Here is a 23,682-nt window from a genome sequence, read left to right as displayed (position 1 = left end):
CTATGCGAATATAAGGTAAATAGTATAATAAATATCAATAAAGCCTTATATTAAGCGGAAAATAGTTTGATTACATATAATCAAACTATATAATCAAACTAAAAGAGCATCTATAACTTTATGGTTATAAATGCTCTTTTTTATGACTATACTTCTTCAAGTATTTTTTTTATAGCAGTAACATATCCGGTTTTATATACTGGATATCCTTTTTCCTTAACTCGTCCCTGTTCGTCAGTAGTCCAACCTCTGTCTTTGAAAAAACTGTCTGAAATAGCATCTTTTAATGCATCGATCTCTGTTTCAGTCAGATTATCAAGTGCAGATACTACGACCACATCTGAGGTTGGAGATGTTGCGTTTTTCTGATTTCGCATGTCTATTGTGATGCAGGTCTGATTCTTGAGCATGTTGTTTTCATTTTTAAGCTTCTTGTTCTCGGCAACTATCATGCCTACAAGAGCTTTGACAGTTGGCTCAGAGATCTGTGACAGTATCTCATCGTTAAGCGTTGTTATAGCCTTTTTCTTGGGCTTTTTTGTGGTTGTATTAGAATACTCAGCCCACCTACTGATAAGGAGTCTGTAAGGCTCTGCGTTTTTGTTTCGCAAAGCCTGTTCACTTAAACCACCTTTCTCAGCCATAAGACCTGCAATAGTACCAAGAGAAAAGTCTTTCACATCTGATTCACTCTGCTTTTTGCATACTTCATGCACAAGAGTGAGCGTTTTCTTCTTTCTGCTTGTAGCATTCTCGCATAGCTGTTCGTATAATTCGTCTGGATGTACATTACTCATTCTATTACCTCTCAAATTAGGCATCATTATTAGTGGATAGAAGCTTTAAAGGTGCGTCATATCTCATGATTTTCAGTTCTTTTTCAAATTCGTTGTGAATGCCGATTTCTTCAAGCTTTTTTCTGCCGATAGCGTAAGGAATTGCCTCTTTAAGACTTCCGGCTCTTTTGATAAGCAGCCTCATGAACTGATTTCCTGCAAGGAGCTGTTCTTCATCAGACAAGGTGAACATTACTGGCTGCTTTTTGTTGAACAACAGCGTCATGTCTATTATCTGTGATCTTTTCAGTAAAGCTTTGCTTGCATCTGTCTCAGGGAATAATTCTGCTCCGTTACATATTGCTTGTAGCTGATACATCTCGTCAGCTTCTGATTCAAGTAAGAAACCAACATCTTGAACTGTTCCAACAGGTACAAGCTGTGTGGAGCTTGAATCATTGTCATTTCCACTTTTGGATATCTTTTGGCACTTATCAATAAGTCTTAGTGTAGCGTTTAGGTTGTTTGCTATATCATCGCCCTTTTGTAGTTCCTGTTGTAAGAGTTGATCGTATTTAAGGAGTTCTTCATACTGCTCAAAGATTTCCCCATGCTGTTCAGCTTCGTATTTACTGTTTTCAAGTTCCTCGGATTCTTTCTGATATCTGGTAACTCTTTTGGATGTTTCAGACATCTCATAACTTAATACATTGAAATGATTTACAAGTCCCGGTAAGAAGGCAGGGCCTGTGATAAACCATCTGCAACGGACACAGTTATGAGCAGGATATCCCTGCACTGAGCCGTATGTTACCTTGTCAGTATCATCATTAACATAAGTACCGCCTGTATCACATCCAAAGCAGCCTTTAGGGCATATTCCTTTGTCGGACATAACAATGCTTGCTTTTGACTTTTGAGCGTTTAAAACGGCGTCATACGCAGCCGTATCATTAACAGCAGAGCCTATTTCTAATTGCTTATACTTAGCATCTTTGATAAACCTCTCAAATGATTCCTGATCCTGCTTTAGTATCTCTGTATCAGCTTTTTTCATGGTATCAGTGATGTAGGAGATACCCATTTTTGTGTAATACAGAGTCATAACAAGCCTTGCGTGGCCTGCTATGCATTTTGAAAGCACAGGCATTGGCACACCGCCTTCAAGTGCAAACGCCGTAATGAGGGATACTCGAAGCGAATGAAGAGGATAATAAGTGGTTATATCCGAATCGTCATGAACAAATTTTAGATTTTGTTCAGCTTCGGTAGTTGCATTCTTATTTACTTTTTGTTCAAGACATTGGAGCAGTTTGTACCATAAAGGGTGTAATGCTAGTTCCCTTAGTGGGAGTTGTTTGTTTTCACTTGCAGCATCTCTAAATAAGAAATCAGCGGTTCCCATAGCTTTTAGGATTCTTATGTCTTTTGTGCATCCTAATTGAGTTGCCGTCAATTCAGTCCATGCAGTAGGTCTTGAGATAAAATTGTACTTTTGCTGCCAGTCTCTTAACTTTGCGAGCCAATACTGCATTTCTTCATACTGCCATGGCATGTTATAGCCTTTGTCAGCTTCATCTTTATTGATGTCTGCTGTTTTATTGGTATTGATGAAAAAACCTGTCATTTCGAGGTTTGTAGTAGGATCAATAAACTTTCTCAACACACCTTTTTCACAAGGTTTTCTTTCGGTTCCCTGTGATAAAGGAGAATCGTTTATAACCCATTCACCATATTTATACTTATCCTTCTGAATATATTTGAAAGTATCCATTTCACCGCTATCAAGCATTCTTGCCTGGTATGTACGGATTGGAAGCATCAGCTTTGTTAATAAGCAGATAGTTCTTGCAGGACACCACATTTCGTAAACATATTCGTTATAGCCTTTTGTTTTTATCTCATAAGGTGATGCTTTTCTTTTTCTGAAAACACAGTCAGGATCATTCTTATCAATCAGATATCTGTCAACGATGAACCAGTCACCACCAGACCTTTCTGAATCCGTAAGCTCCTGTGCAAGTGTCAAGTCTTTAAAGTATGTTGCATCAGAAGGAACTAGAAGATTGCGAAGTTCTTTTATGTAGCGATAAGGCAGTACGTTCTTATCGGATTCACTTCTTTTAGAATGTTCTACATGATCTGGCAAATACTGTTCCAATGGATTATGGAACTCGGCAGGTATCAGCTTCTTGCCATAATCATCTTCAACAGAAAACTTTTCTTCAAGTATCCAGTCGATAAAAACAACGAGCTTTTTAGCCTCATTCAAGGCATGGAGTTGGCTTCCTCGTTCAGAAAATAAAATCTCGTAGAAATCAGGTACTTCATAGGCTTTTGAAACAAATTCTTGAACTGAGCGTGTCAGATTCATTGTTATTATGTATTTTTTAAAGAAGTTGGATAATGCCTTTAAAACTTGGTGTTTTCCTCTAACTACTGTTTTTATCCATTCCTCAGCATACTCTTTCCATTCGGCAAGGTTGGGATCATATTCAAGTAGCCACTCAAAACTCTCATTGGTGGTTGTTCCATGGAATCGCATTTCAAGTTCACGCTTCTTTGCGGATTCCTGTAGTTTTTCAAGCCTAGCGCAATCTTTTGGTGTGAGTTTATCTCCTTTAAACAGTCCATTTTCAGCAAAAGTACGAAGCCAGTTAATTGCTGTTACAGCTGATATGCCATATTCACGCTGGATATCCATGGATGTTTTGCCGTTGCACACCTCCTCAATGATCTTATATTTAGTCTTGCTGTCGTATTTAGTCATTTGTTCTTCCCCATTATGTATTTCTTAGTTATTTTCTTTTCTTCCTCATACCATGAATCAATCTCTGTCTTCATTGGAAGAACCATGCCCTGTTCTAGTGTGCTTGTAGCTTGGCTAAGAGCACTTGTAACTTCTGTAACTGTAGGCTCAGTGTAAACATTCTGTGATTCTTCTGACTTATGGTGCATAGCAACCTGTCGCACTTTCTTGTCTATGCCTGCATTCTTCATCCTTTGACCATAAGAATGTCTGTGACCATGATTACTTGTTCCATTAAACTTTGATACTTCAAGCCCTATTGCTTCGCAGGCTTTGTTGTGAGCTTCTGTCTGTGTTCTGACAGGCATCATTTCGCCCAAATATCTTGGATCAAATGACACAAACGCAAACGGATGGGTGTCCTTAATGCCATATCTGATTCGCTGCTGCAAATACTTTTTCCATACATACATGAACACATAGCCAGCTTCTCTTGGAAACCAATATACATTCATGTACATATTGTCCTCATCATCAAGCCTTGGATTCTTCCATCCTGCAAACCTCTTGTTGGAAGAAGCGTACTGATTGCGTGGTATAAGACCATATTTTAGTTTCAGGTATGATGCCCTGTCTGTTACATATTTACCGGTGCTTGGGTTTTTGAAATCATGAGGAGCTTTCCCCTCTGATGGGTGATAAATCCTTACTATTGCCATGTCCGGATCTTCTGGATCAGGGATAACATCCTGCACCCACAAATGAAAAGACTCGCTATGACGCAGACCTCCGTAATGCATAAGTATAGTGATTGCTATGTCTCTCCAGTTATAACCATCTATTAAATCTAATTCATAGCCCTTGCGTGTTTTCTTAAAGCCTTCTCTAAGTAGCTTTTCTATTTTGTTCTCTGGAAAAGCCTTTGTGCCATTTCGCACCGCATAAGGGTTTTTGTGAGTTACAACATTTCTTACTGTTTTAGCCGTTTCAGAAATGTCATGGATATCATCAAGGTGTCCCAAGAATGAACGCTCACTTCTGTTGATCAGAGCCATATATTTAAGACGTTCCTCATACCTTGTGGCTTCTCTCCAAGGATTAAGCTGTTCCGTCTTGTAGTTGATATACAGCCAGTCTGAGAAGTCGCTTAATGATGATAGTAGGGTATTGGCTGTCTGTACCTTTTTGGGAAGCCAGTATAAACCCGAAGGATCATTCCCTTCTTCATCGATAGTGCCTGAATATATCGCTTCTGCAAACAGCTCAAAGAAGTCTTTGGCAGATACATAGTTGTTGGGATTGGCATTCATGTAATCAAATAGCAATCCAACAGCCTGTATGAGCTTATTATGCCAAGTCCTACTCTTATGGCTATACTTGATCTGATAACGCAGTAGCTGTTCAAATATCTGCGTCTCTCCATCTTGCTCTATCAAAAGAGATGGCAGTTCTATGTACCTTGCTGAATTATCTCTGTATGTCTTTGTATATACTTTTACATAATTCATCTCTTATCCATCCATATAGATTGATTATTATATTATTTATATTACCATAATCTATATTATATGTATATATAAAAAAGGCACTATATCTTGATGATATAGTACCTTTATACATAGTTTGATTATAAAAATATTACCTTATATAACGGTGAGAGCCCTTTTTTATGTAATAGGGAATTCCTTGGAATTCCCTATTACACAAAAAGGCACTAACGTGCCAATGATGCGCACTCGCGCGAAGCAGAAACATGTCGCAAGCGACCGCGCTCAGCGCGAGAATGTGCCAAGGCACATTCTTTTTCATTTGCGAAATATTTATTCTAATGCATCCTTAATCTCCCCATCCGGCACATCCATCGGATAGTTTCCGGTGAAGCATGCCGTACAGAGCGGCAGTCCGCCTGCCATCTCCTCGAGATCTTCAACCGGCATATATCCAAGCGAATCCGCACCGATCTCCCGGCAGATTTCTTCGACGGAATGACTGCTGGCGATGAGCTGTTTATTGGAGGGGACATCGGTGCCGAAATAGCAGGGGAAGAGGAATGGCGGGGAGCTGACGCGCACATGAACCTCCTTCGCCCCGGCTTTTTTGAGCATGCGGATCAGGTTTTTCATCGTCGTACCGCGCACGATGGAGTCATCGACGAGGACAATGCGTTTTCCCCTGACAGCCGGTTCCAGAATATTAAGCTTGATCCGGACGCTATTTTCGCGTTCTTCCTGGGTCGGTTTGATGAAAGTTCTGCCGACATAGCTGTTTTTATGGAAAATAATCTCATATGGAATGCCGGATGCCTTCGCATATCCCATCGCGGCGGTCAGACCGGAATCCGGTACACCGGCGACGAGGTCGGCATCGGCAGGGAAGGAACGTGCGAGAGCAGCGCCGCCGCGCAGCCTAGCCTCATAGACGCTCACATCATCGATGTGGCTGTCGAGGCGGGCAAAATAGATGTATTCGAAAACGCAGTGCGCCCGTTTTTCCTGCTGCAGGCTTTTATCAGAAAAAACGCCGTCGCGGGTGATGGTCACGATCTCACCCGGTTCGATATCACGGATAAATTCGCCGCCGACCGAGGTGATGGCACAGCTTTCCGATGCCATGATCCAGACATTTCCCTTTTTGCCGAGGCAGAGAGGACGCAGACCAAATGGATCACGAACGCCGATCAGCTTGCGCGGGCTGGAGATAATCAGGGCATAAGCGCCACGTGTTTTTGCCGCGGTCCGTTTGATTGCCTCTTCAGCGGTCGGGGCAGCCAGACGTTCTCTGGCGATGTGGAATGCGATTACCTCTGAATCCATCGTCGTCTGGAAGATTGCGCCGGTTTCTTCAAGCTGGCGGCGCATCTCAAACGCATTTACCAGGTTTCCGTTGTGCGCCAGACAGAGTGTTCCCTTAAAATACTTAAGTACCAGTGGCTGTGTGTTTTCGATGGTAGAAGAACCGGTTGTGGAGTAGCGAACATGACCAACTCCCAGATTGCCGCCGAGGCGTTTTAACGTCTCCTCATGAAATACCTCATTGACAAGTCCCAGCCCTTTGTAGCAGTTGACAACGCCCTTTGGGCCGTTCGTGTCACAGACTGCGATGCCGCATGACTCCTGACCGCGGTGCTGGAGTGCGCTGAGTCCGTAGTACATATCTCTGGCAACATCGCCGCCCTCCAGGTCAAACATTCCAAATACGCCGCATTCCTCACGAAGTCCGGTTTCGTATGTGAGTGACTCCCTCATGATATAAACCTCCTTTGTATTCAAGATACCTGAATGATAAGAAAATAACAGGGATAAGAACCCAAAATTGACTGCAAAATATCAGTATAAAAGACAATATACCAATATTTTGCAGCCAAATCATAACACATTTTTCTCGATTTTTCAATCAAGTCATAATATTGACATGTCAGATTATACGGAGAACAGAAGTTCATCGTAAGTCGGATACGGCAGGAAGGAATCCGGAATCAGGGCTTCTGCGGTATCAACGCTGCTTCTCAAGTCATCCATCTTGGCAAGAATCGTATAGTGGAAATATGTAACCTTCTCGATATTATCTTCCATGGATTCTGCCGCTTTTTCAGCCTCTGCCAGTGCTTCGGTTTTCTCGGAAATCTCGGTGTAGAGACCGGACAGCTTCTCAAGCAGTTTGCTCTCGGCGCTGATCGGTGCGTTCGGCAGGATTGCCTTTGTCTTTGCGGCGGTTTCAGCCAGCTCCTTGCAGTAGGAGAGGACGGACGGCAGGAAGGTCTTCTTCATCATCGAAAGCATCGTCTTTGCCTCGATGTTGATGGTCTTGATGTAGTTCTCTTCCTTGATTTCGTAGCGGGAGAAGAGTTCCTCCTTGGTGTAGATGCCGTGTTTCAGGAACAGTTCTACGTTTTTCTCAGCAATCAGGCGCGGAAATGCCTCTGCGCAGCTCGGCAGGTCGAAGAGTCCGCGTTTGTGAGCTTCCTCTACCCATTCGCTGGTGTAACCGTTGCCGTTGAATACGATGTGGCGGTGATCACGCAGCACTTCCTTTAAGAGCAGATGGATTTCTGCCTCCAGAGCCTTGCCTGAAAGACCTTCCAGACGGTCTGCAAATTCGCCTAAAACTTCAGCTACGGCTGTATTGATGACAATGTTCGGTTCCGATACAGAGAGAGCGGAACCTGGCATACGGAACTCGAATTTATTGCCGGTAAAGGCAAACGGAGAAGTACGGTTGCGATCGGTTGTATCTTTGATAAAGTGCGGCAGAACCTTTGCGCCCGGCTTCATGGTCTGGACTTCTTTTGCCTCAGACTCGAGATCTTTTTCCACAATATCGAGAACTGCTTCCAGATCATCTCCGATAAACATAGACACGATAGCTGGCGGTGCCTCGTTACCGCCCAGACGGTGGTCATTTCCAGCAGTTGCAACTGATACGCGGAGCAGATCGCCGTAGACATCGACTGCCTTGATCGTTGCGAACAGGAAGAGAAGGAACTGTAAGTTCTTTGCCGGATCGCGATCCGGATCAAGAAGGTTTTCGCCGGTGTTGGTCGATAAAGACCAGTTGTTGTGTTTACCGCTTCCGTTGATGCCCTCAAATGGTTTCTCATGGAGCAGGCACACAAGGCCATGTTTCTCTGCCACACGTTTCATGATTTCCATAGTGAGCTGGTTGTTGTCAACTGCCACATTGGTAGTCGTGTAGATGGTGGCAAGTTCATGCTGCGCCGGAGCTACCTCGTTGTGTTTGGTTTTTGCCGGAATACCGAGCTTCCAGAGCTCTTCATCCAGTTCTTTCATGAAAGCGGAAACTCTCGGACGGAGAGCGCCGAAATAGTGGTCATCCATTTCCTGACCTTTCGGAGCTGGTGCGCCAAACAGAGTTCTTCCGCAGAGCTTCAAATCGCTTCTCTTATTAAACAGTTCTTTATCAACCAGGAAATACTCCTGTTCCGGACCAACGGTGGAGACAACGCGGGTCACATCTTCATTTCCGAAGAGCTTCAGGACACGCAGCGCCTCGCGGTTGATGGTTTCCATCGAACGCAAAAGGGGGGTTTTGGTATCAAGTGCTTCGCCGCTGTAGGAACAGAATGCGGTCGGAATGCAGAGTGTATCATCTTTAATAAATGCCGGGGAGGTTGGATCCCAGGCTGTATAACCTCTTGCCTCAAAGGTGGCACGAAGTCCGCCTGATGGGAAACTGGATGCATCCGGTTCGCCCTTTACCAGCTCTTTGCCGGAGAAATCCATGATAACTTCGCCATTGCCAACCGGGTTGATGAAACTGTCGTGCTTCTCAGCAGTGATGCCGGTCATCGGCTGGAACCAGTGTGTGAAGTGAGTTGCACCATTTTCAACTGCCCATTCCTTCATTGCAACTGCGACTGCATTTGCAATATCGAGATCCAGATGGCTGCCATTTTCAATCGTTTTGCGGAGTGCCTTATAAACATCTCGCGGCAATTTGCTTTTCATGACTTTGTCGTTGAATACAAGACTTCCATACAGTTCAGGGATGTTTTTTTTCATAACTCATGTCTCCTTTCAGGTTTTATGTCTGCGATTTTGTGATGATTAAATCTACGTAAGATGAATGTGCTCTGACACATTTTACATAAAGAAAAGGGCACCTCGATCATCTCGAAGCGCCCTTGCTTTTATGTGTAGTAGTATACACGAAAAATTCTGAATGTCAATACAATTTGCACACGAATTTTGAAAAAATGTTTCAAGGGAGAATATTGTACAAGATTTCTTCTATTCAAGTCGAACATCTGTGAGACTTGGCGCGTGATACTGGTCAGCGAAGCCGACATATTCCATACAGAATTACTGCGTGAAAAAAAATTAAAAAACCTCTTTACAAACTCAGAAAAATAGTTTATAGTTTGAACATAAAAAATTGAATCCAACGGGGTGGGCAAGGATGCCATGATAATCATGGTATTCGTGCCCACTTTTTTAAAAGGCAAAGATGGAGACTCTGTTTCGAAGAATCCGACAGAAAGACGCGGCCACCGGCTGAGAGCCGTGTCAGGAGAGAGCGGGACAATAGGGAACACTCCGGAGCCGGATGACTGAGAGCGACACTGGACACCCCGCCAGCCGCCGCAGGTAGGTCATCACGTGACTGCGCGTTAAGCAGCGAAAGAGTAAAAAGAAAAACAATCGTTTCTTTTTAAATGCGGGTGGTACCGCGGGAATATCCCGTCCCGGAATGATGTGAGTGAACGTCATTCCGGGACTTTTTGTGTAATAGGAAATTCCTTGGAATCCCCTATTACACAAAAAGGCACTAACGTGCCAATGATGCGCCCTCGCGCGAAGATGTAGTTTGTCGCAAGCGACCGCGCTCGGCGCGAGAATGTGCCAAGGCACATTCTTTTTCATTATTCCCGTCCCGGACATATCAAAAAGCAGAGAAAGAGAGGAAACAGCGATGGAATTTATGACAGGTAAAAAGGAAAAAGAAGTGCTGGATCTGGCAGCCGTGTTTGCAGACGGTATGGAAGGACGGGAAGTAAAGGTAAACGGCGCGATCATGAGTGTCCGCAACATGGGCGATATCGCATTTGTGATTCTCCGGAAACGTGACGGCGTGCTGCAGACTGTCTATGAAAAAGGTGTGACCGACGCGGATTTTGCTGAATTAAGAGAAGAAACATTCGTAGAAGTTTCCGGTGTTCTCCGAAAAGAAGAGCGGGCGCCGAGAGGCATGGAACTTCGTTTAAAGAGTGTTCGGATCCTCTCGAAACCGGAAGAACCGATGCCGATTGCCGTATCAAAATGGAAAATGAGCGCATCCCTGGAAGCCAAACTGGATATGCGTTCTCTGACACTCCGCAACCTTCGGGAGCGCGCACGTTTCAGAATCCAGGAAGGAATCGCACGGGCATTCCGGGAGTACCTGCATGGAGAAGGATTTACGGAAATTCATTCCCCGAAGATCGGAGCAAAAGGAGCCGAGGGCGGAGCAAACGTCTTTAAACTCGATTATTTTCACCGCCCGGCGGTGTTAGCGCAGAGTCCGCAGTTTTACAAACAGATGATGGTCGGCGTGTTTGACCGTGTGATGGAGGTTGGTCCGGTGTTCCGTGCGGAGAAGCATAACACGAAACGCCATTTAAACGAATATACCGGACTGGATTTTGAGATGGGATATATCGATGATTTTACCGATATCATGGCGATGGAAACCGGATTTCTTCAGCATATGGTGGAAATTTTAAAGAAGGAATATTCCACGGAGCTGGAAATCCTTAAAGTCAAACTTCCGGAAGTAGAGAAGATTCCGGCAGTGACCTTTACCGAGGCGAAACGCCTTGCCTCCGAAAAATATGGAACCCAGATCAAAAACCCATACGATCTGGAGCCGGAGGAAGAACACCTGATTGGACGCTACTTTAAAGAAGAGTACGGCGCCGATTTCGTGTTTGTCACCCATTATCCATCCAAGAAGCGTCCATTCTATGCGATGGATGACCCGACAGACCCGAAAGTAACACTCAGCTTTGACCTTTTATTCCGGGGACTGGAAGTCACAACCGGCGGACAGCGTATCCACAGCTACACCGAGTTGATGGAGAAGATTGAAAAACGCGGTATGGATACCGAGGGAATGGAACAGTATTTAAGCACCTTCAAACACGGTATGCCGCCTCACGGCGGACTCGGCATCGGTCTGGAACGTATGACGATGCAGCTGCTTGAAGAGGAGAATGTCCGTGAGGTATCGCTCTTCCCGAGAGATATGAGCCGTCTGGTACCGTAACGTGACAGGACGCAATTTCCTATGAAACAAAGAGTTTGTCCATAACACACATTATAATAGGAAGGAACAGAACTTATGGCAGTGAAAATAGACGATGAAATGATTGATTATGTTGGTATTTTAGCAAAGCTTTCCCTTTCCCCGGAGGAAAAGGAGGCAGCGAAAAGCGACATGAGCCGGATGCTTGAGTATATCGATATGCTGAATCAGCTTGATACTTCGGAGGTAGAACCGATGTCGCATGTCTTTGACATTCACAATGTGTTCCGCGAAGATGTCGTGGAAAATGGAGATGAATCAGATGCGATGCTTTCGAATGCACCGGAGCAGAAAGAAAAACAGTACAAGGTGCCTAGGACAGTGGAGTAAAAAGAAGTAGAGATACAGGCAGCAATATGGAGGAAATCAGGATGGGAATTTCAGAATTAACAGCGCTGGAGCTGGGAAAAGAAATTAAAGAAAAACGAATCTCCGTCCGGGAGGCGGTACAGGCATCTCTGGAACGGATTCATAAATATGAAGATACAGTTCATGCTTATGTAACGCTGACCGAGGAGGCAGCACTGGCACAGACGGATGAGATCCAGAAACAGATTGACGATGGCATCCTGACCGGACCGCTGGCGGGCGTTCCGATGGCGATCAAGGATAATATTTGTACAGAGGGAATTGAGACAACGTGCAGTTCCAAAATTTTAAGGGGATTTGTACCTCCGTACTCAGCGGAGGCAGCGCTGAACCTCAAAAAAGCCGGTGCGATCCTGCTTGGCAAGACAAATATGGATGAATTTGCGATGGGAAGTACGACCGAGACATCCTGGTTTGGACCGACGAAAAACCCCTGGAATACAGAGCATGTACCGGGCGGATCTTCAGGTGGCTCGTGTGCGGCTGTCGCAGCGGGAGAGACCTTTTTTGCTCTTGGTTCAGATACGGGCGGTTCCATCCGCCAGCCAAGTTCCTTCTGCGGCGTGACCGGCATCAAACCGACCTATGGAACGGTTTCCCGGTATGGTCTGATCGCCTATGGTTCCTCGCTGGATCAGATTGGACCGATTGCGAAAGATACCGCAGACTGCGCGGCAATTCTGGAGACGATCGCTTCCTATGATAAAAAGGACAGCACCTCTGTCAAGCGGGAGGCGTACAATTTTACCGCTGCCCTGACCGGAGAGGTAAAAGGGATGAAGATCGGAATCCCGTCCGATTATCTGGGCGAAGGACTCGATGAAGATGTAAAAAAAGCTGTTCTGGCGGCAGCTGATGCGTTAAAAGAACGCGGGGCAGAAGTGGAGTTTTTTGATTTAGGCATGGTTGAGTATGCGATTCCAGCATATTACGTCATTGCATCGGCGGAGGCAAGCTCCAACCTGTCCCGGTTTGACGGTGTGAAGTACGGTTACCGCACACCGGAATATGAAGATTTACATGAAATGTATAAAAAGAGCCGTTCCGAGGGCTTTGGACCAGAGGTAAAACGCCGTATCATGCTCGGTTCGTTCGTTTTGAGTTCCGGCTACTACGATGCATATTATCTGAAAGCACTCCGCACAAAAGCATTGATTAAACAGGCATTTGACAAGGCGTTTGAGAAATACGATGTCATTCTGGGACCGGCAGCGCCGTCCACGGCACCGCTGCTGGGCGACAGCCTTTCCGATCCGATGAAGATGTATCTGGGCGATATTTATACTGTTTCGGTCAACCTGGCAGGTCTTCCGGGCATTTCAGTTCCGTGCGGGCTGGATTCGAAGGGACTTCCGATCGGGCTTCAGATGATCGCAGACTGCTTCCAGGAAAAGAAGCTGTTTGGCGCGGCATCTGCATACGAAAAGGCGAGAGGTGCATGGAAGCTTCCGGTTATGACAGACAAGGAGGGCAGATAAGATGAAGAAAGAATATGAGACAGTCATCGGCTTGGAGGTACACGTAGAGCTGGCGACGAAAACCAAGATTTTCTGCGGCTGCTCCACCGAATTTGGAGCAAAACCAAATACTCATACCTGCCCGGTTTGTACCGGTATGCCGGGTTCTCTGCCGGTTTTAAATAAGAAGGTCGTTGAATACGCGATGTCTGTCGGTCTGGCGGCAAACTGTGGTATCAACCAGTTCTGTAAATTTGACCGGAAAAACTATTTTTACCCGGACAACCCGCAGAACTACCAGATTTCCCAGCTGTATCTCCCGATCTGCCACGACGGATATATCCCGATCGATACGCCTGCCGGTGAAAAGAAAATTCGTATTCATGAAATTCACATGGAGGAAGATGCCGGAAAGCTGATCCACGACGAGTGGGAAGACTGCTCGCTGGTTGATTACAACCGAAGCGGCGTGCCGCTGATCGAGATCGTTTCTGAGCCGGATATGCGGAGTGCTGATGAGGTTATTGCCTACCTCGAACGCCTGCGCCTGCTGGTACAGTATCTGGGCGCATCCGATTGTAAGTTACAGGAAGGTTCGATGCGTGCCGATGTCAACTTATCGGTCCGTGAGGTGGGAAGTGAAACATTTGGTACGAGAACTGAGATGAAGAACTTGAACTCTTTCAAGGCGATTGCCCGTGCGATCGACGGCGAGCGCACCCGCCAGATTGAGCTGCTGGAAGAGGGCAGGAAAGTCATCCAAGAGACGAGACGCTGGGATGACAACAAGGAATACTCCTATGCGATGCGTTCCAAAGAGGATGCGAAAGATTACCGTTATTTCCCGGATCCGGATCTTCCGCCGGTCTGCATCAGCGATGAGTGGCTGGAATCTGTCCGCGCCGCCCTGCCGGAATTGCAGCCGGAAAAAATGGCACGTTACCAGAGCGAATATGGTCTGTCTGAATATGACAGCCGCATCCTGACTGAGTCTAAGAAAATGGCGGATATGTTTGAAAAGACCACCACCCTCTGCCAGAAACCGAAGAAGGTGGCAAACTGGCTGATCGGCGAGGCAAGCCGCCTGCTCAAGGAAAAAGGAGAGGACGCTGAAAGCCTGTGGTTCTCCCCGATACATCTGGCACAGCTCACCGATCTGGTCGATGCCGGAACGATCAATAACAACACGGCCAAAGAAGTATTTACAGCTATTTTTGAGCAAGATGTCGATCCGTCCGCCTATGTCGATGCACACGGACTTGGCATGGTCAATGACGACAGTGCTCTGGAACAGGCAGTTTCCGATGTGCTCGCCGCAAACCCGAAGACGGTGGAAGAGTACAAGAGCGGAAAGACAAAGGTACTTGGTTTCCTGGTCGGTCAGGTGATGAAAGCGATGAAGGGCAAGGCAAATCCGGGTAAAGTGAATGAAATGATGACGGAGAAGCTGAACGCGTAAAAACGCCTTTTTATAAATGAAAATTATAATTAGCTTTTAAAGAAAACTAAAAAGAAACTGTCTACAGATGCTGGCTTTCTGGATGATTCGTGATTTGTAATCGGAATTACCAGAAATACCATCTGTAACAGTTTCTTTTTTATAATCGTGTTATAAATGATGCGATGTGATTACTCTACAATATCCAGCTCCTTGCTGAAGGAGTTTAGAATCTCGCATCCATCCTCAGTAATCAGCACCAGATCCTCGATTCTCACGCCAACTTCGCCTTCTACATAAATACCTGGTTCGATGGAGAAGATATTGCCAACCTCAGCGACCTTGGTGTTCGCAGAAGAAACATCGCCGTACTCATGTACTTCCAGACCGATGAAATGTCCCAGCCGATGGGTAAAGTTCGGACCATATCCGGCATCCTCGATGATCTGGCGGGCAGCTTTATCGACTTCGCAGAGCGGAACGCCCGGTTTCAGAATTGCTTCTGCGGCAGCATTTGCGCGGCGGACGGTCTCATAAATAGCGCGGTGCTTCTCAGACGGTACTTTTTTATAGAAGAAAGTACGTGTCATATCGGCACAATAGCCATCCTTCCTGCATCCAACATCAAACAGGACGGTGTCGCCCTCTTTCAGAACAGTATTGTCCGGACCGTGGTGTCCAAGCGCGCAGTTTGCACCGAAGCCAACCAGTGGTTCAAAGGAATATCCGTCTGCACCGAGACTCTTATAAATATCTAACATCTTGGAAGCGATCTCTTCCTCAGTCACGCCCTCATGGATCAGACCTCGGAACTGTGCCATCGCCTTATCATTGATTTCGGAAACCGCACGCATTTTTTCACGTTCTTCGTCATCCTTGCACGCACGGACTTCATCGATGCAGATGGAGCTGACCTTGTAGGAGGAAGCGCCCGAATGATCGATGACCGGAATCAGGAAACGGGCAGCAAATGTTTTATCAATACCGAGCGGTTTGCCTGCCTCAACACAGTCGCACAGAGGAGTCAGGTAATCGTCCGTATCCGAGAAGCGGAATTTCTCCACGCCCAGATCTTCCGGAACGGTAAAGAGGTTATTGATAAAGATCTTATTCTTGCCGGACTGGTTAATGTAAAGTGCCAGCAGACGTTCGCCCGGATCAATAAAACGACCTGTCAGATAATAGATCGCATACGGATCGGAAATAATCATCTGATCGAGTCCCTCTGTCTCCATTTTTTTCAAAATTTTATCAAGTCGCTGTGTGTTCATCATGATGTCCTCCTTATAAATAGAGTGGCTGTAACTGTGAAGATGCCAGACAGTTTACGCCATAAATTTATCGTAACTGTTCAGTACCTTCACAGTCACAATTTAGCTGCTTTTATTATAAGACGCGCTGAGAAAAAGTCAACGATAAAAGAACGCTTGAAAAGCGCATGGAAAGGGGGTAGAATAGTATCAACTGACCAGCCTTCGAAAAATGAAAGGACTTTTATTTTTAAGATACGAAAGGATGAAAAACATGGCGAAATCCTATGAAATGGATATGTGCAATGGCCCGATTCTCAGAAAGGTACTTACATACTCCATTCCGTTGATGCTTTCTGGCGTGCTTCAGCTTCTTTTTAATGCGGCGGATGTGATTGTGGTGGGACGTTTTGCAGGCAGCCAGTCTCTGGCAGCAGTCGGCTCGACCAGTTCCCTTATTAATCTTCTCATTAACGTCTTTATCGGTCTGTCGATTGGTGCGAACGTTCTGGTGGCACGCTATTATGGCGCGAAGAATGACCGCGACATGAGCGAGACAATCCATACGGCGATCACGGTCAGCCTGATGAGCGGGCTGTTTCTGGTCTTTTTGGGTTTGTTTACCTCACGTTTCTGGCTGGAACTGATGGGGACGCCGGACGATGTCATCGATAAATCGACGATCTACATGCGGATTTATTTTGCCGGTATGCCGGCAACGATGGTGTATAACTTCGGAAGTGCGATCCTGCGCGCGATCGGCGATACGAAACGTCCGCTGTATTTCCTGACCGTGGCAGGTGTTATCAATGCAGCACTGAACATATTCTTTGTTACCCAGCTCCAGATGGACGTAGCGGGTGTCGCGCTGGCAACCGTGATTTCCCAGTGTATTTCCGCATTTCTGGTTATCCGCTGCCTGATGCGTTCAGAGGGCGCGATGAAGCTGTCGCTTTCCAGGCTGGGAGTCAACCGGAGAAAACTTCTTCTTATTATAAAGGTAGGTCTTCCGGCTGGTATCCAGGGTGCGATTTTTGCGATCTCCAACGTACTGATTCAGTCGTCCGTCAATTCCTTCGGTTCGATCGCGATGGCAGGCAACACGGCGTCGCAGAATATTGAGGGATTTGTGTATACCTCGATGAATGCGCTGTATCAGACCAATTTAAGCTTTACGAGCCAGAATATCGGAGCGGAGAAATATACGCGGATCAAAAAGATTCTTGCCACCTGCCAGGGTGTCGTTGTGACAGTAGGACTGGTGCTTGGATTTGCAGCATACCTCGGAGGTCCGTGGCTGCTGCAGATATATTCAGAAGATGCCGACGTTATTTCCTATGGACTGCTCCGGATGTCGATCATCTGTACGACGTATTTCCTGTGCGGCATGATGGATACGATGGTCGGAAGCATCCGCGGACTTGGGTATTCGATCCTGCCGACGCTTGTCTCTCTGACCGGCGCCTGCGGACTGCGGGTGATTTGGATCTTTACCATATTTGCAGCGCAGCGGTCGCTGGCGATCCTGTATCTGTCGTACCCGATCTCCTGGGCGGTCACAGCGACGGCACATATGATCTGCTTCTGGCGGGCGGCGAAGAAGATGCCGAAGGAAGATGGCCATCCGGTACGGGGATAGAATTTGAAAGAAAACGTTACTGTTCACGCATACGTGCCCAGTAACGGAATTTGCCGTGGCTTCGCATTTAAATACGGCAAATTCCTGCTGCCACCACGTTTTCTTACGGCACTTTCGGTTCCAAAAGTGCCTACCTGTGAACAGTAACAAGAAAACACAAATCTCATTAGTGTAAAGAAAAAATACTTGACACCAATTAGATTATCGTGTATGATAACACAGGTGATGAGGAATGGAAAAAATTGTTGAACAGGGTCTTTTGTATGATTTCTACGGAGAACTCCTGACAAAGCATCAGCAAAGTGTATATAAGGATGTGGTATTTAACGATCTGTCCCTCAGCGAGATTGCAGACGAACAGGGCATTACCCGTCAGGGTGTGCATGATCTGATCCGGCGCTGTGACCGTACACTTCTTGGTTATGAGGAAAAGCTTGGACTGATTGCCAAATTCCAGAAAACCAAGGAAAAAGTAACTGAGATTCATCGGTTGACGGAAGAATTCAGCCAGACACAGAATCAGGCGCTGATTGAGGCAATCGGGCGAATCTCAAACGAGATATTGGATTTATAATGCAGGAGGTTTTTGATGGCATTTGAAAGCTTGGCAGACAAACTGCAGAATGTGTTTAAAAACCTGACAGGCAAGGGACGACTCAGCGAGAGCGACGTAAAAGCCGGACTCAAAGAAGTCAAGATGGCCCTTCTGGAAGCGGATGTAAGCTTCAAGGTAGTAAAACAGTTTATCAATTCTGTACAGGAGCGGGCAATTGGAACCGATGTTTTAAATGGTCTGAATCCAGGACAGATGGTAATAAAGATTGTCAACGACGAGCTGGTCAAGCTGATGGGCTCCGAAATGACAGAGATTGCGTTAAAACCGGGCAATGAGATTACCGTCATCATGATGGCAGGTCTCCAGGGTGCTGGTAAGACGACCACGACGGCAAAGATTGCCGGAAAGCTCAAGGCAAAGGGAAGAAATCCATTGCTGGTAGCATGTGATGTCTACCGACCGGCGGCAATCGAACAGCTGCAGAAAAATGGTGAAAAACAGGGTGTTCCCGTATTTGCGATGGGAACGAACCACAAACCGGTCAATATCGCAAAGGCAGCGCTTGAGCACGCGGCGAAAAATGGCAACAATGTGGTTATCATCGATACAGCCGGTCGTCTCCACATCGATGAAGCGATGATGGATGAGCTGGTTGAGATTAAAGAGAATGTGGATGTTTATCAGACACTTCTCGTTGTAGATGCCATGACTGGTCAGGATGCAGTCAATGTAGCGAGCATGTTTAACGACAAAATCGGCATTGACGGTGTGGTTCTGACAAAGATGGATGGCGATACGCGAGGCGGTGCGGCCCTTTCTATCAAGGCGGTAACCGGAAAACCGATTCTCTATGTCGGTATGGGCGAGAAACTTTCCGATTTGGAACAGTTTTACCCGGACCGTATGGCTTCCCGGATCTTGGGCATGGGCGATGTTCTTTCCATTATCGACAAAGCATCTGCTGTGATCGACGAGGAGAAGGCAAAAGAACTCGGCCGCAAGATTAAGAAGGCAGAATTTGATTACAACGACTTCCTTGATCAGATGAACCAGATCAAGAAGATGGGCGGCATGGCGAGCATCATGAGCATGATGCCGGGCATGGGACAGCTTAAGGGTCTGGATTTAGATGAAAATGAGAAGACGATGGGGCGCGTGGAGGCGATCATCCTCTCGATGACAGCCGAAGAGCGGCGCAACCCGGATCTGATGAATCCGTCCCGCAAGAAACGAATCGCACAGGGCGCAGGCGTGGATATCGCAGAAGTCAACCGCCTGGTAAAACAGTTCGGAGATATGAAAAAGCTGATGAAACAGCTTCCGGGCATGGCAGGCGGCGGAAAACGCAAGGGTCTTGGCGGACTCGGCGGTATGCTTGGCAAGATGAAGCTGCCGTTTTAAACAAGTGTTAGTAGATGCAGTGTGCATTAGCTATATTTTATAATTTAAGGAAATAAGGAAAATTTCAGGAGGTAATTTAAAATGGTAAAGATGAGATTAAGAAGAATGGGTCAGAAGAAAGCTCCTTTCTATAGAATTATTGTTGCAGATTCCAGATCCCCGAGAGATGGCAGATTCATCGAGGAGATCGGTATCTACGATCCGAATACAGAGCCGAGCACTCTGAAATTCGACGAGGAAGCTGCTAAGAAATGGTTAGCAACAGGCGCTCAGCCGACAGAGACTGTTGGTAAACTCTTAAAGATCGCTGGTATCCAGTAAATCAAGCATACTGACCTGTGAGGTGCAAAGGTATGAAAGAATTAGTAGAAGTTATCGCGAAAGCACTGGTTGAGAACCCGGACGAGGTAGTGGTTACAGAATCGGTCAAAGACGATGAGACTGTAATCGAGCTTTCCGTTGCACCGGCCGATATGGGTAAGGTAATTGGAAAACAGGGTCGTATCGCGAAAGCGATTCGCTCGGTTGTCAAGGCGGCTTCATCCAAGGAAGACAAGAAAGTTATTGTAGAGATTCAGTAATACAGACGAAGCTGAAAAGCCGGCTGCCTGAAAGGGTGTCCGGCTTTTTTATATCACAGGAAATTCAAGAGGATGCCAACGCAACCGCACCCCGGCGCGGGAATGCAAGGCACGTTCTATTTCATACAGGAGGATTATAGAATGGTTGATTATCTGAGAGTTGGTGTAATTACATCCCCGCATGGCCTGCGCGGAGATGTGAAAGTATTTCCTACCACCGATGATGTGAATCGTTTTAAAAAATTAAAAAAAGCGTATATCGACACTGGAAAAGAAAAAATGCCGGTGACCGTGGAACAGGTGCGTTTTTTCAAAAATATGGTCATTCTTAAATTTAAAGAGATGAATCGGATTGAGGACTGCGAGCCGTTTCGTAATAAGGATATTCTGATCACCCGCGATCAGGCGGTGAAACTGAATCCAGATGAGAATTTCATTGCCGATCTGATTGGTCTGAAAGTGCTGACGGACGAAGGCGAGGAGTTCGGTACGGTGAAAGATATCCTTCAGACAGCGGCTAACGACGTGTATGTGATCGAAGGACCTGAGGGCAAAGAATACCTTTTCCCATCCATCAAGGAATGCATCCTGAATGTGGATCTGGAGGCTGGCACTGTAACGGTTCATATCATGGACGGTCTGCTGGATCTGTAAATGGAATGAAAATCCTAAAATGAAAGTACCGTTGTGAAAGTGCTGTATAAATATAGGAGAAACGGATGAATTTTCATATTCTGACCCTGTTTCCGGAGATGGTAATGGGGGGACTGAACACAAGTATTACGGGGCGTGCGATTGACAAAGGGCTGATCTCGGTTGAGGCGGTCAATATCCGCGATTATTCGAAGGACAAACACCATCATGTAGACGATGCGCCCTATGGCGGCGGCGCCGGTATGGTGATGCAGCCGGAACCGATTTACGATGCATATGAAGACCTGGCGGCGCGCACCGGAAAACGTCCGCGCGTGATCTATCTGACTCCGCAGGGGCAGGTTTTCAACCAGAAAATCGCGGAAGAACTGGCGAAAGAAGAGGATCTGGTGTTCCTCTGCGGGCATTATGAGGGGATCGATGAGCGCGCGCTGGAGCTGGTTGTAACTGACTATCTCTCCATCGGCGATTATGTCCTGACGGGCGGTGAGCTTCCGGCGATGGTTATGATCGACTGCATTTCCCGTCTGGTGCCTGGTGTGTTAAATAATGACGTATCCGCGGAATTTGAGTCATTTCACGACAATCTGCTGGAATATCCACAGTACACCCGCCCGGTTGTATTTATGGATAAGGCGGTCCCGGACGTACTTCTGACCGGGCATCACAAAAATATCGAGACCTGGCGCCGTCAGAAATCGATCGAACGGACGCTGGAACGCCGCCCGGATCTTTTAAAAGATGCGGTTCTGGATAAGAAAGAGAAGAAATATCTGGAAGAGCTGATTCGTCAGAAAGAGGAAAAAGAAACAAAAAAACTCTAAAAAAGAGAGCAGAAAGTCCTTGCAAATCAAGGATTTCTATGATAAAATCATATTCTGTGAAATAAAGAGATGTTCCGCTGTTACAGGAAGCACGTTTTTACGGGATAAAAGATCGTATTAAGAACATCAAAGATTTTAAAGGAGGTTCACAAAGATGAACGAGATTATTAAGAACATTGAAGCAGCTCAGTTAAAGGAAATCGTTCCGAGTTTCAACGTAGGCGATACAGTACGTGTATCTGCTAAGATCAAAGAGGGAAACCGCGAGAGAATTCAGGTTTTCGAGGGAACTGTTATTAAGAGACAGAACGGCGGCGTTCGCGAGACTTTCACTGTTAGAAAGAGCTCCAACGGTGTTGGTGTAGAGAAGACCTGGCCGTTACATTCTCCGTCTGTAGAGAACGTTGAAGTAGTAAGAAGAGGTAAAGTAAGAAGAGCAAAACTGAACTACCTGAGATCCAGAATCGGCAAGGCAGCGAAGGTAAAAGAGTTAGTAAAATAATTTCTGAAGCGGATGGGGCTGCTGTACAGGTCAGCCCGCTGTGCATCCGGATATGCGGTTATGTGTGTCCGGCGCGGCGGGAGGAGCTGTGCAGCAGCTTTTTTTCGTGTAATAGGAAATTCCTTGTGATTCCCTATTATAAAAAAGAATGTGCCCTGGCACATTCTCGCGCCGAGCGCGGTCGCTTGCGACATGAGCGATGATTCATGGGGAATGGATAGAGAGGGAGTGACATATGGAGCTGAAAGAGGATAAAAACCGCATCCGTCTGGTGGTTGGATGGATCGTGGATATCGCGGTGGTAATTTCGATCGCGTGGTTCGCCGTGTTTGCGATGGGGACACAGATACGGGTGAGCGGTCAATCAATGGAACCGGTGTTGTCGCAGAACGAAAAGGTTCTGATGAACCGCCTGAGTTACCGCGTGATGCGCCCAAAGCGCTATGACATTATTGTATTTGAAAAAGAAACGGGAAATTACAATATAAAACGCGTCATTGGACTGCCAGGTGAGACGGTGCAGATCAAGGACGGTTATATTTACATTAATAATGAAAAATTAGACGCCCCGAACGACTTGGGTAAGGCGGCTCTGGCTGGACTGGCGGAATATCCGATTAGTCTGGATAAAAACGAATATTTTCTGCTGGGTGACAACCGCTCCGGCAGTGAGGACAGCCGCTTTTCCAATGTGGGAAATGTGAAGTTCCGGCAGATCAAAGGAAAGGTCTGGCTGCGGATCCAGCCGGTTAGCCGGTTTGGGTTGATTTCGTCGAGATAGGTTCTAAGAAAGGAAGAAAATTTCATGCAGATACAATGGTACCCTGGACATATGACAAAGGCAAAAAGAGCCATGAAGGAAGATATCAAGCTGATCGATCTGGTGATTGAGCTGGTGGATGCGCGCGTGCCGCTCGGCAGCCGCAACCCGGATATTGATGAGCTTGCGAAGGGAAAGGGACGGATTGTCCTTTTAAATAAGGCGGATCTGGCGGACGACGGCTGTACAGAGCGCTGGATCGCATGGTTTAAGGAGCAGGGCATCCATGCACTCCGCATCAACGCGCGCAGCGGCATGGGAATGAAGCAGATCCAGCCGCTGGTGCAGGAGGCATGCAAGGAGAAAATTGAGCGTGACCGCCGCCGCGGTATCAAAAACCGCCCGGTGCGGACGATGGTAGTCGGCATTCCGAATGTCGGAAAATCGACCTTTATCAATTCCTTTGCCGGAAAAGCCTGCGCCAAGACTGGAAATAAACCGGGTGTTACCAAGGGAAACCAGTGGATCCGCTTAAATAAGACACTGGAACTTCTCGATACGCCGGGAATCCTCTGGCCGAAATTTGAAGATCCGAATGTGGGACTGTGCCTTGCATTTATCGGCTCGATCAACGATGAGATTCTGGATAAGGAAGAGCTGGCAGCCGAGCTGATCAAAAATATGTCCGGACGTTACGGAAAGCGCCTGGAAGAGCGGTATGGTGTGACGCTGGTTGAGAATACGGCTGGGGACGGCGAAGATACAAAAAAAGCCTGGGAAATCCTGCGTGAAATCGCAAGGGCACGTTCCTGTCTTTTAAAGGGCAGCGAGCTGGATACGAAAAAAGCGGCTGGCTTCCTATTAGATGACTTCCGCAGCGGCAAACTGGGGCGCGTGACGCTGGAAGTGCCGGAGGTATAGGAAAA

The 23,682-nt window shown here is 46.5% G+C and carries 20 protein-coding genes; 14 read left to right on the top strand and 6 right to left on the bottom strand.

Annotation, left to right across the window (positions count from 1 at the left end; genetic code table 11):
- Positions 1 to 146: 146 nt before the first annotated feature.
- The 5 genes from gmtX to DWZ45_RS04200 all read right to left on the bottom strand — a co-directional run bounded on the left by gmtX (position 147) and on the right by DWZ45_RS04200 (position 9,044).
- The gene (gene gmtX, locus DWZ45_RS04220) at positions 147 to 797 is read right to left on the bottom strand and encodes a gamma-mobile-trio protein GmtX (protein WP_118467736.1); all 651 of its coding nucleotides are present in this window, start codon (positions 795 to 797) and stop codon (positions 147 to 149) included.
- A gap of 16 nt (positions 798 to 813) precedes the next feature.
- Positions 814 to 3,546 carry a VPA1269 family protein gene (locus tag DWZ45_RS04215; RefSeq protein WP_118467734.1) on the bottom strand — a complete coding sequence of 911 codons (2,733 nt, stop codon included), beginning with the start codon at positions 3,544 to 3,546 and terminating at the stop codon, positions 814 to 816.
- Positions 3,543 to 5,033 carry a gamma-mobile-trio recombinase GmtY gene (gene gmtY / locus DWZ45_RS04210; protein WP_118467733.1) on the bottom strand — a complete coding sequence of 497 codons (1,491 nt, stop codon included), beginning with the start codon at positions 5,031 to 5,033 and terminating at the stop codon, positions 3,543 to 3,545. The genes DWZ45_RS04215 and gmtY overlap by 4 nt, the downstream gene beginning before the upstream one ends.
- Positions 5,034 to 5,345: 312 nt before the next feature.
- Positions 5,346 to 6,770: an amidophosphoribosyltransferase gene (gene purF, locus DWZ45_RS04205; RefSeq protein ID WP_118293519.1), complete on the bottom strand. Its 1,425-nt coding sequence runs from the start codon at positions 6,768 to 6,770 to the stop codon at positions 5,346 to 5,348.
- A 174-nt stretch (positions 6,771 to 6,944) separates the two neighbouring features.
- Positions 6,945 to 9,044: a glutamine synthetase III gene (locus DWZ45_RS04200; protein ID WP_118467731.1), complete on the bottom strand. Its 2,100-nt coding sequence runs from the start codon at positions 9,042 to 9,044 to the stop codon at positions 6,945 to 6,947.
- Positions 9,045 to 9,954: 910 nt separating this feature from the next.
- On the opposite strand from DWZ45_RS04200, the gene aspS reads away from it, so the two are divergent.
- From aspS to gatB, 4 genes are all read left to right on the top strand, one after another.
- A complete protein-coding gene (gene aspS / locus DWZ45_RS04195; protein ID WP_022360244.1) occupies positions 9,955 to 11,286 on the top strand; it encodes an aspartate--tRNA(Asn) ligase in 1,332 nt (443 codons plus the stop codon).
- Between the two features lie 75 nt (positions 11,287 to 11,361).
- Complete coding sequence (gene gatC / locus DWZ45_RS04190; RefSeq protein WP_106999925.1) at positions 11,362 to 11,655, top strand: Asp-tRNA(Asn)/Glu-tRNA(Gln) amidotransferase subunit GatC; 294 nt, start codon at positions 11,362 to 11,364, stop codon at positions 11,653 to 11,655.
- A 41-nt stretch (positions 11,656 to 11,696) separates the two neighbouring features.
- On the top strand, positions 11,697 to 13,172 hold the full coding sequence (gene gatA / locus DWZ45_RS04185) for an Asp-tRNA(Asn)/Glu-tRNA(Gln) amidotransferase subunit GatA (RefSeq protein WP_118467729.1): 1,476 nt from the start codon (positions 11,697 to 11,699) through the stop codon (positions 13,170 to 13,172).
- A gap of 1 nt (position 13,173) precedes the next feature.
- Positions 13,174 to 14,610, top strand: a complete 1,437-nt coding sequence (gene gatB, locus DWZ45_RS04180) for an Asp-tRNA(Asn)/Glu-tRNA(Gln) amidotransferase subunit GatB (RefSeq protein ID WP_118467727.1) — start codon at positions 13,174 to 13,176, stop codon at positions 14,608 to 14,610.
- Positions 14,611 to 14,780: 170 nt separating this feature from the next.
- On the opposite strand, the gene DWZ45_RS04175 is transcribed toward gatB, so the two are convergent.
- Complete coding sequence (locus DWZ45_RS04175; protein WP_118467725.1) at positions 14,781 to 15,860, bottom strand: Xaa-Pro peptidase family protein; 1,080 nt, start codon at positions 15,858 to 15,860, stop codon at positions 14,781 to 14,783.
- Between the two features lie 253 nt (positions 15,861 to 16,113).
- On the opposite strand from DWZ45_RS04175, the gene DWZ45_RS04170 reads away from it, so the two are divergent.
- From DWZ45_RS04170 to ylqF, 10 genes are all read left to right on the top strand, one after another.
- Positions 16,114 to 17,478, top strand: coding sequence for an MATE family efflux transporter (locus DWZ45_RS04170; RefSeq protein ID WP_118467795.1), 1,365 nt, complete (start codon positions 16,114 to 16,116; stop codon positions 17,476 to 17,478).
- Between the two features lie 232 nt (positions 17,479 to 17,710).
- Positions 17,711 to 18,052: a YlxM family DNA-binding protein gene (gene ylxM, locus DWZ45_RS04165; protein ID WP_106999921.1), complete on the top strand. Its 342-nt coding sequence runs from the start codon at positions 17,711 to 17,713 to the stop codon at positions 18,050 to 18,052.
- Between the two features lie 15 nt (positions 18,053 to 18,067).
- Positions 18,068 to 19,435 (top strand): signal recognition particle protein, encoded by a 1,368-nt coding sequence (gene ffh, locus DWZ45_RS04160; RefSeq protein ID WP_118293513.1) that lies wholly within the window; start codon positions 18,068 to 18,070, stop codon positions 19,433 to 19,435.
- Between the two features lie 81 nt (positions 19,436 to 19,516).
- Positions 19,517 to 19,756: a 30S ribosomal protein S16 gene (gene rpsP, locus DWZ45_RS04155; protein ID WP_022360236.1), complete on the top strand. Its 240-nt coding sequence runs from the start codon at positions 19,517 to 19,519 to the stop codon at positions 19,754 to 19,756.
- A 32-nt stretch (positions 19,757 to 19,788) separates the two neighbouring features.
- Positions 19,789 to 20,016: a KH domain-containing protein gene (locus tag DWZ45_RS04150; protein ID WP_022360235.1), complete on the top strand. Its 228-nt coding sequence runs from the start codon at positions 19,789 to 19,791 to the stop codon at positions 20,014 to 20,016.
- Between the two features lie 141 nt (positions 20,017 to 20,157).
- Positions 20,158 to 20,670, top strand: coding sequence for a ribosome maturation factor RimM (rimM, locus tag DWZ45_RS04145; RefSeq protein ID WP_106999918.1), 513 nt, complete (start codon positions 20,158 to 20,160; stop codon positions 20,668 to 20,670).
- A gap of 65 nt (positions 20,671 to 20,735) precedes the next feature.
- Complete coding sequence (gene trmD, locus DWZ45_RS04140; protein WP_022360233.1) at positions 20,736 to 21,494, top strand: tRNA (guanosine(37)-N1)-methyltransferase TrmD; 759 nt, start codon at positions 20,736 to 20,738, stop codon at positions 21,492 to 21,494.
- A gap of 154 nt (positions 21,495 to 21,648) precedes the next feature.
- Positions 21,649 to 21,996, top strand: coding sequence for a 50S ribosomal protein L19 (rplS, locus tag DWZ45_RS04135; protein ID WP_118467723.1), 348 nt, complete (start codon positions 21,649 to 21,651; stop codon positions 21,994 to 21,996).
- Positions 21,997 to 22,231: 235 nt separating this feature from the next.
- The gene (gene lepB, locus DWZ45_RS04130; RefSeq protein WP_106999916.1) at positions 22,232 to 22,777 is read left to right on the top strand and encodes a signal peptidase I; all 546 of its coding nucleotides are present in this window, start codon (positions 22,232 to 22,234) and stop codon (positions 22,775 to 22,777) included.
- Positions 22,778 to 22,801: 24 nt separating this feature from the next.
- A complete protein-coding gene (gene ylqF / locus DWZ45_RS04125) occupies positions 22,802 to 23,677 on the top strand; it encodes a ribosome biogenesis GTPase YlqF (RefSeq protein ID WP_022358769.1) in 876 nt (291 codons plus the stop codon).
- The last annotated feature ends 5 nt before the right edge of the window (positions 23,678 to 23,682 follow it).

It is taken from the genome of Clostridium sp. AF32-7AC, from assembly GCF_003477925.1.
Lineage (GTDB): Bacteria > Bacillota > Clostridia > Lachnospirales > Lachnospiraceae > Otoolea > Otoolea fessa.
The sequence above is the reverse complement of the archived record's forward strand: the minus strand, read 5'-3'. Positions and strand labels throughout refer to the sequence as shown.

Coding starts and splice junctions, on each gene's coding strand:
- trmD (WP_022360233.1), top strand. CDS start 20,736: ATGAATTTTCATATTCTGACCCTGTTTCCGGAGATGGTAATGGGGGGA.
- ylxM (WP_106999921.1), top strand. CDS start 17,711: ATGGAAAAAATTGTTGAACAGGGTCTTTTGTATGATTTCTACGGAGAA.
- DWZ45_RS04200 (WP_118467731.1), bottom strand. CDS start 9,044: ATGAAAAAAAACATCCCTGAACTGTATGGAAGTCTTGTATTCAACGAC.
- rplS (WP_118467723.1), top strand. CDS start 21,649: ATGAACGAGATTATTAAGAACATTGAAGCAGCTCAGTTAAAGGAAATC.
- gatC (WP_106999925.1), top strand. CDS start 11,362: ATGGCAGTGAAAATAGACGATGAAATGATTGATTATGTTGGTATTTTA.
- rimM (WP_106999918.1), top strand. CDS start 20,158: ATGGTTGATTATCTGAGAGTTGGTGTAATTACATCCCCGCATGGCCTG.
- gatB (WP_118467727.1), top strand. CDS start 13,174: ATGAAGAAAGAATATGAGACAGTCATCGGCTTGGAGGTACACGTAGAG.
- lepB (WP_106999916.1), top strand. CDS start 22,232: ATGGAGCTGAAAGAGGATAAAAACCGCATCCGTCTGGTGGTTGGATGG.
- DWZ45_RS04150 (WP_022360235.1), top strand. CDS start 19,789: ATGAAAGAATTAGTAGAAGTTATCGCGAAAGCACTGGTTGAGAACCCG.
- gatA (WP_118467729.1), top strand. CDS start 11,697: ATGGGAATTTCAGAATTAACAGCGCTGGAGCTGGGAAAAGAAATTAAA.
- DWZ45_RS04170 (WP_118467795.1), top strand. CDS start 16,114: ATGGCGAAATCCTATGAAATGGATATGTGCAATGGCCCGATTCTCAGA.
- DWZ45_RS04175 (WP_118467725.1), bottom strand. CDS start 15,860: ATGAACACACAGCGACTTGATAAAATTTTGAAAAAAATGGAGACAGAG.
- ffh (WP_118293513.1), top strand. CDS start 18,068: ATGGCATTTGAAAGCTTGGCAGACAAACTGCAGAATGTGTTTAAAAAC.
- rpsP (WP_022360236.1), top strand. CDS start 19,517: ATGGTAAAGATGAGATTAAGAAGAATGGGTCAGAAGAAAGCTCCTTTC.
- gmtX (WP_118467736.1), bottom strand. CDS start 797: ATGAGTAATGTACATCCAGACGAATTATACGAACAGCTATGCGAGAAT.
- aspS (WP_022360244.1), top strand. CDS start 9,955: ATGGAATTTATGACAGGTAAAAAGGAAAAAGAAGTGCTGGATCTGGCA.
- DWZ45_RS04215 (WP_118467734.1), bottom strand. CDS start 3,546: ATGACTAAATACGACAGCAAGACTAAATATAAGATCATTGAGGAGGTG.
- ylqF (WP_022358769.1), top strand. CDS start 22,802: ATGCAGATACAATGGTACCCTGGACATATGACAAAGGCAAAAAGAGCC.
- gmtY (WP_118467733.1), bottom strand. CDS start 5,033: ATGAATTATGTAAAAGTATATACAAAGACATACAGAGATAATTCAGCA.
- purF (WP_118293519.1), bottom strand. CDS start 6,770: ATGAGGGAGTCACTCACATACGAAACCGGACTTCGTGAGGAATGCGGC.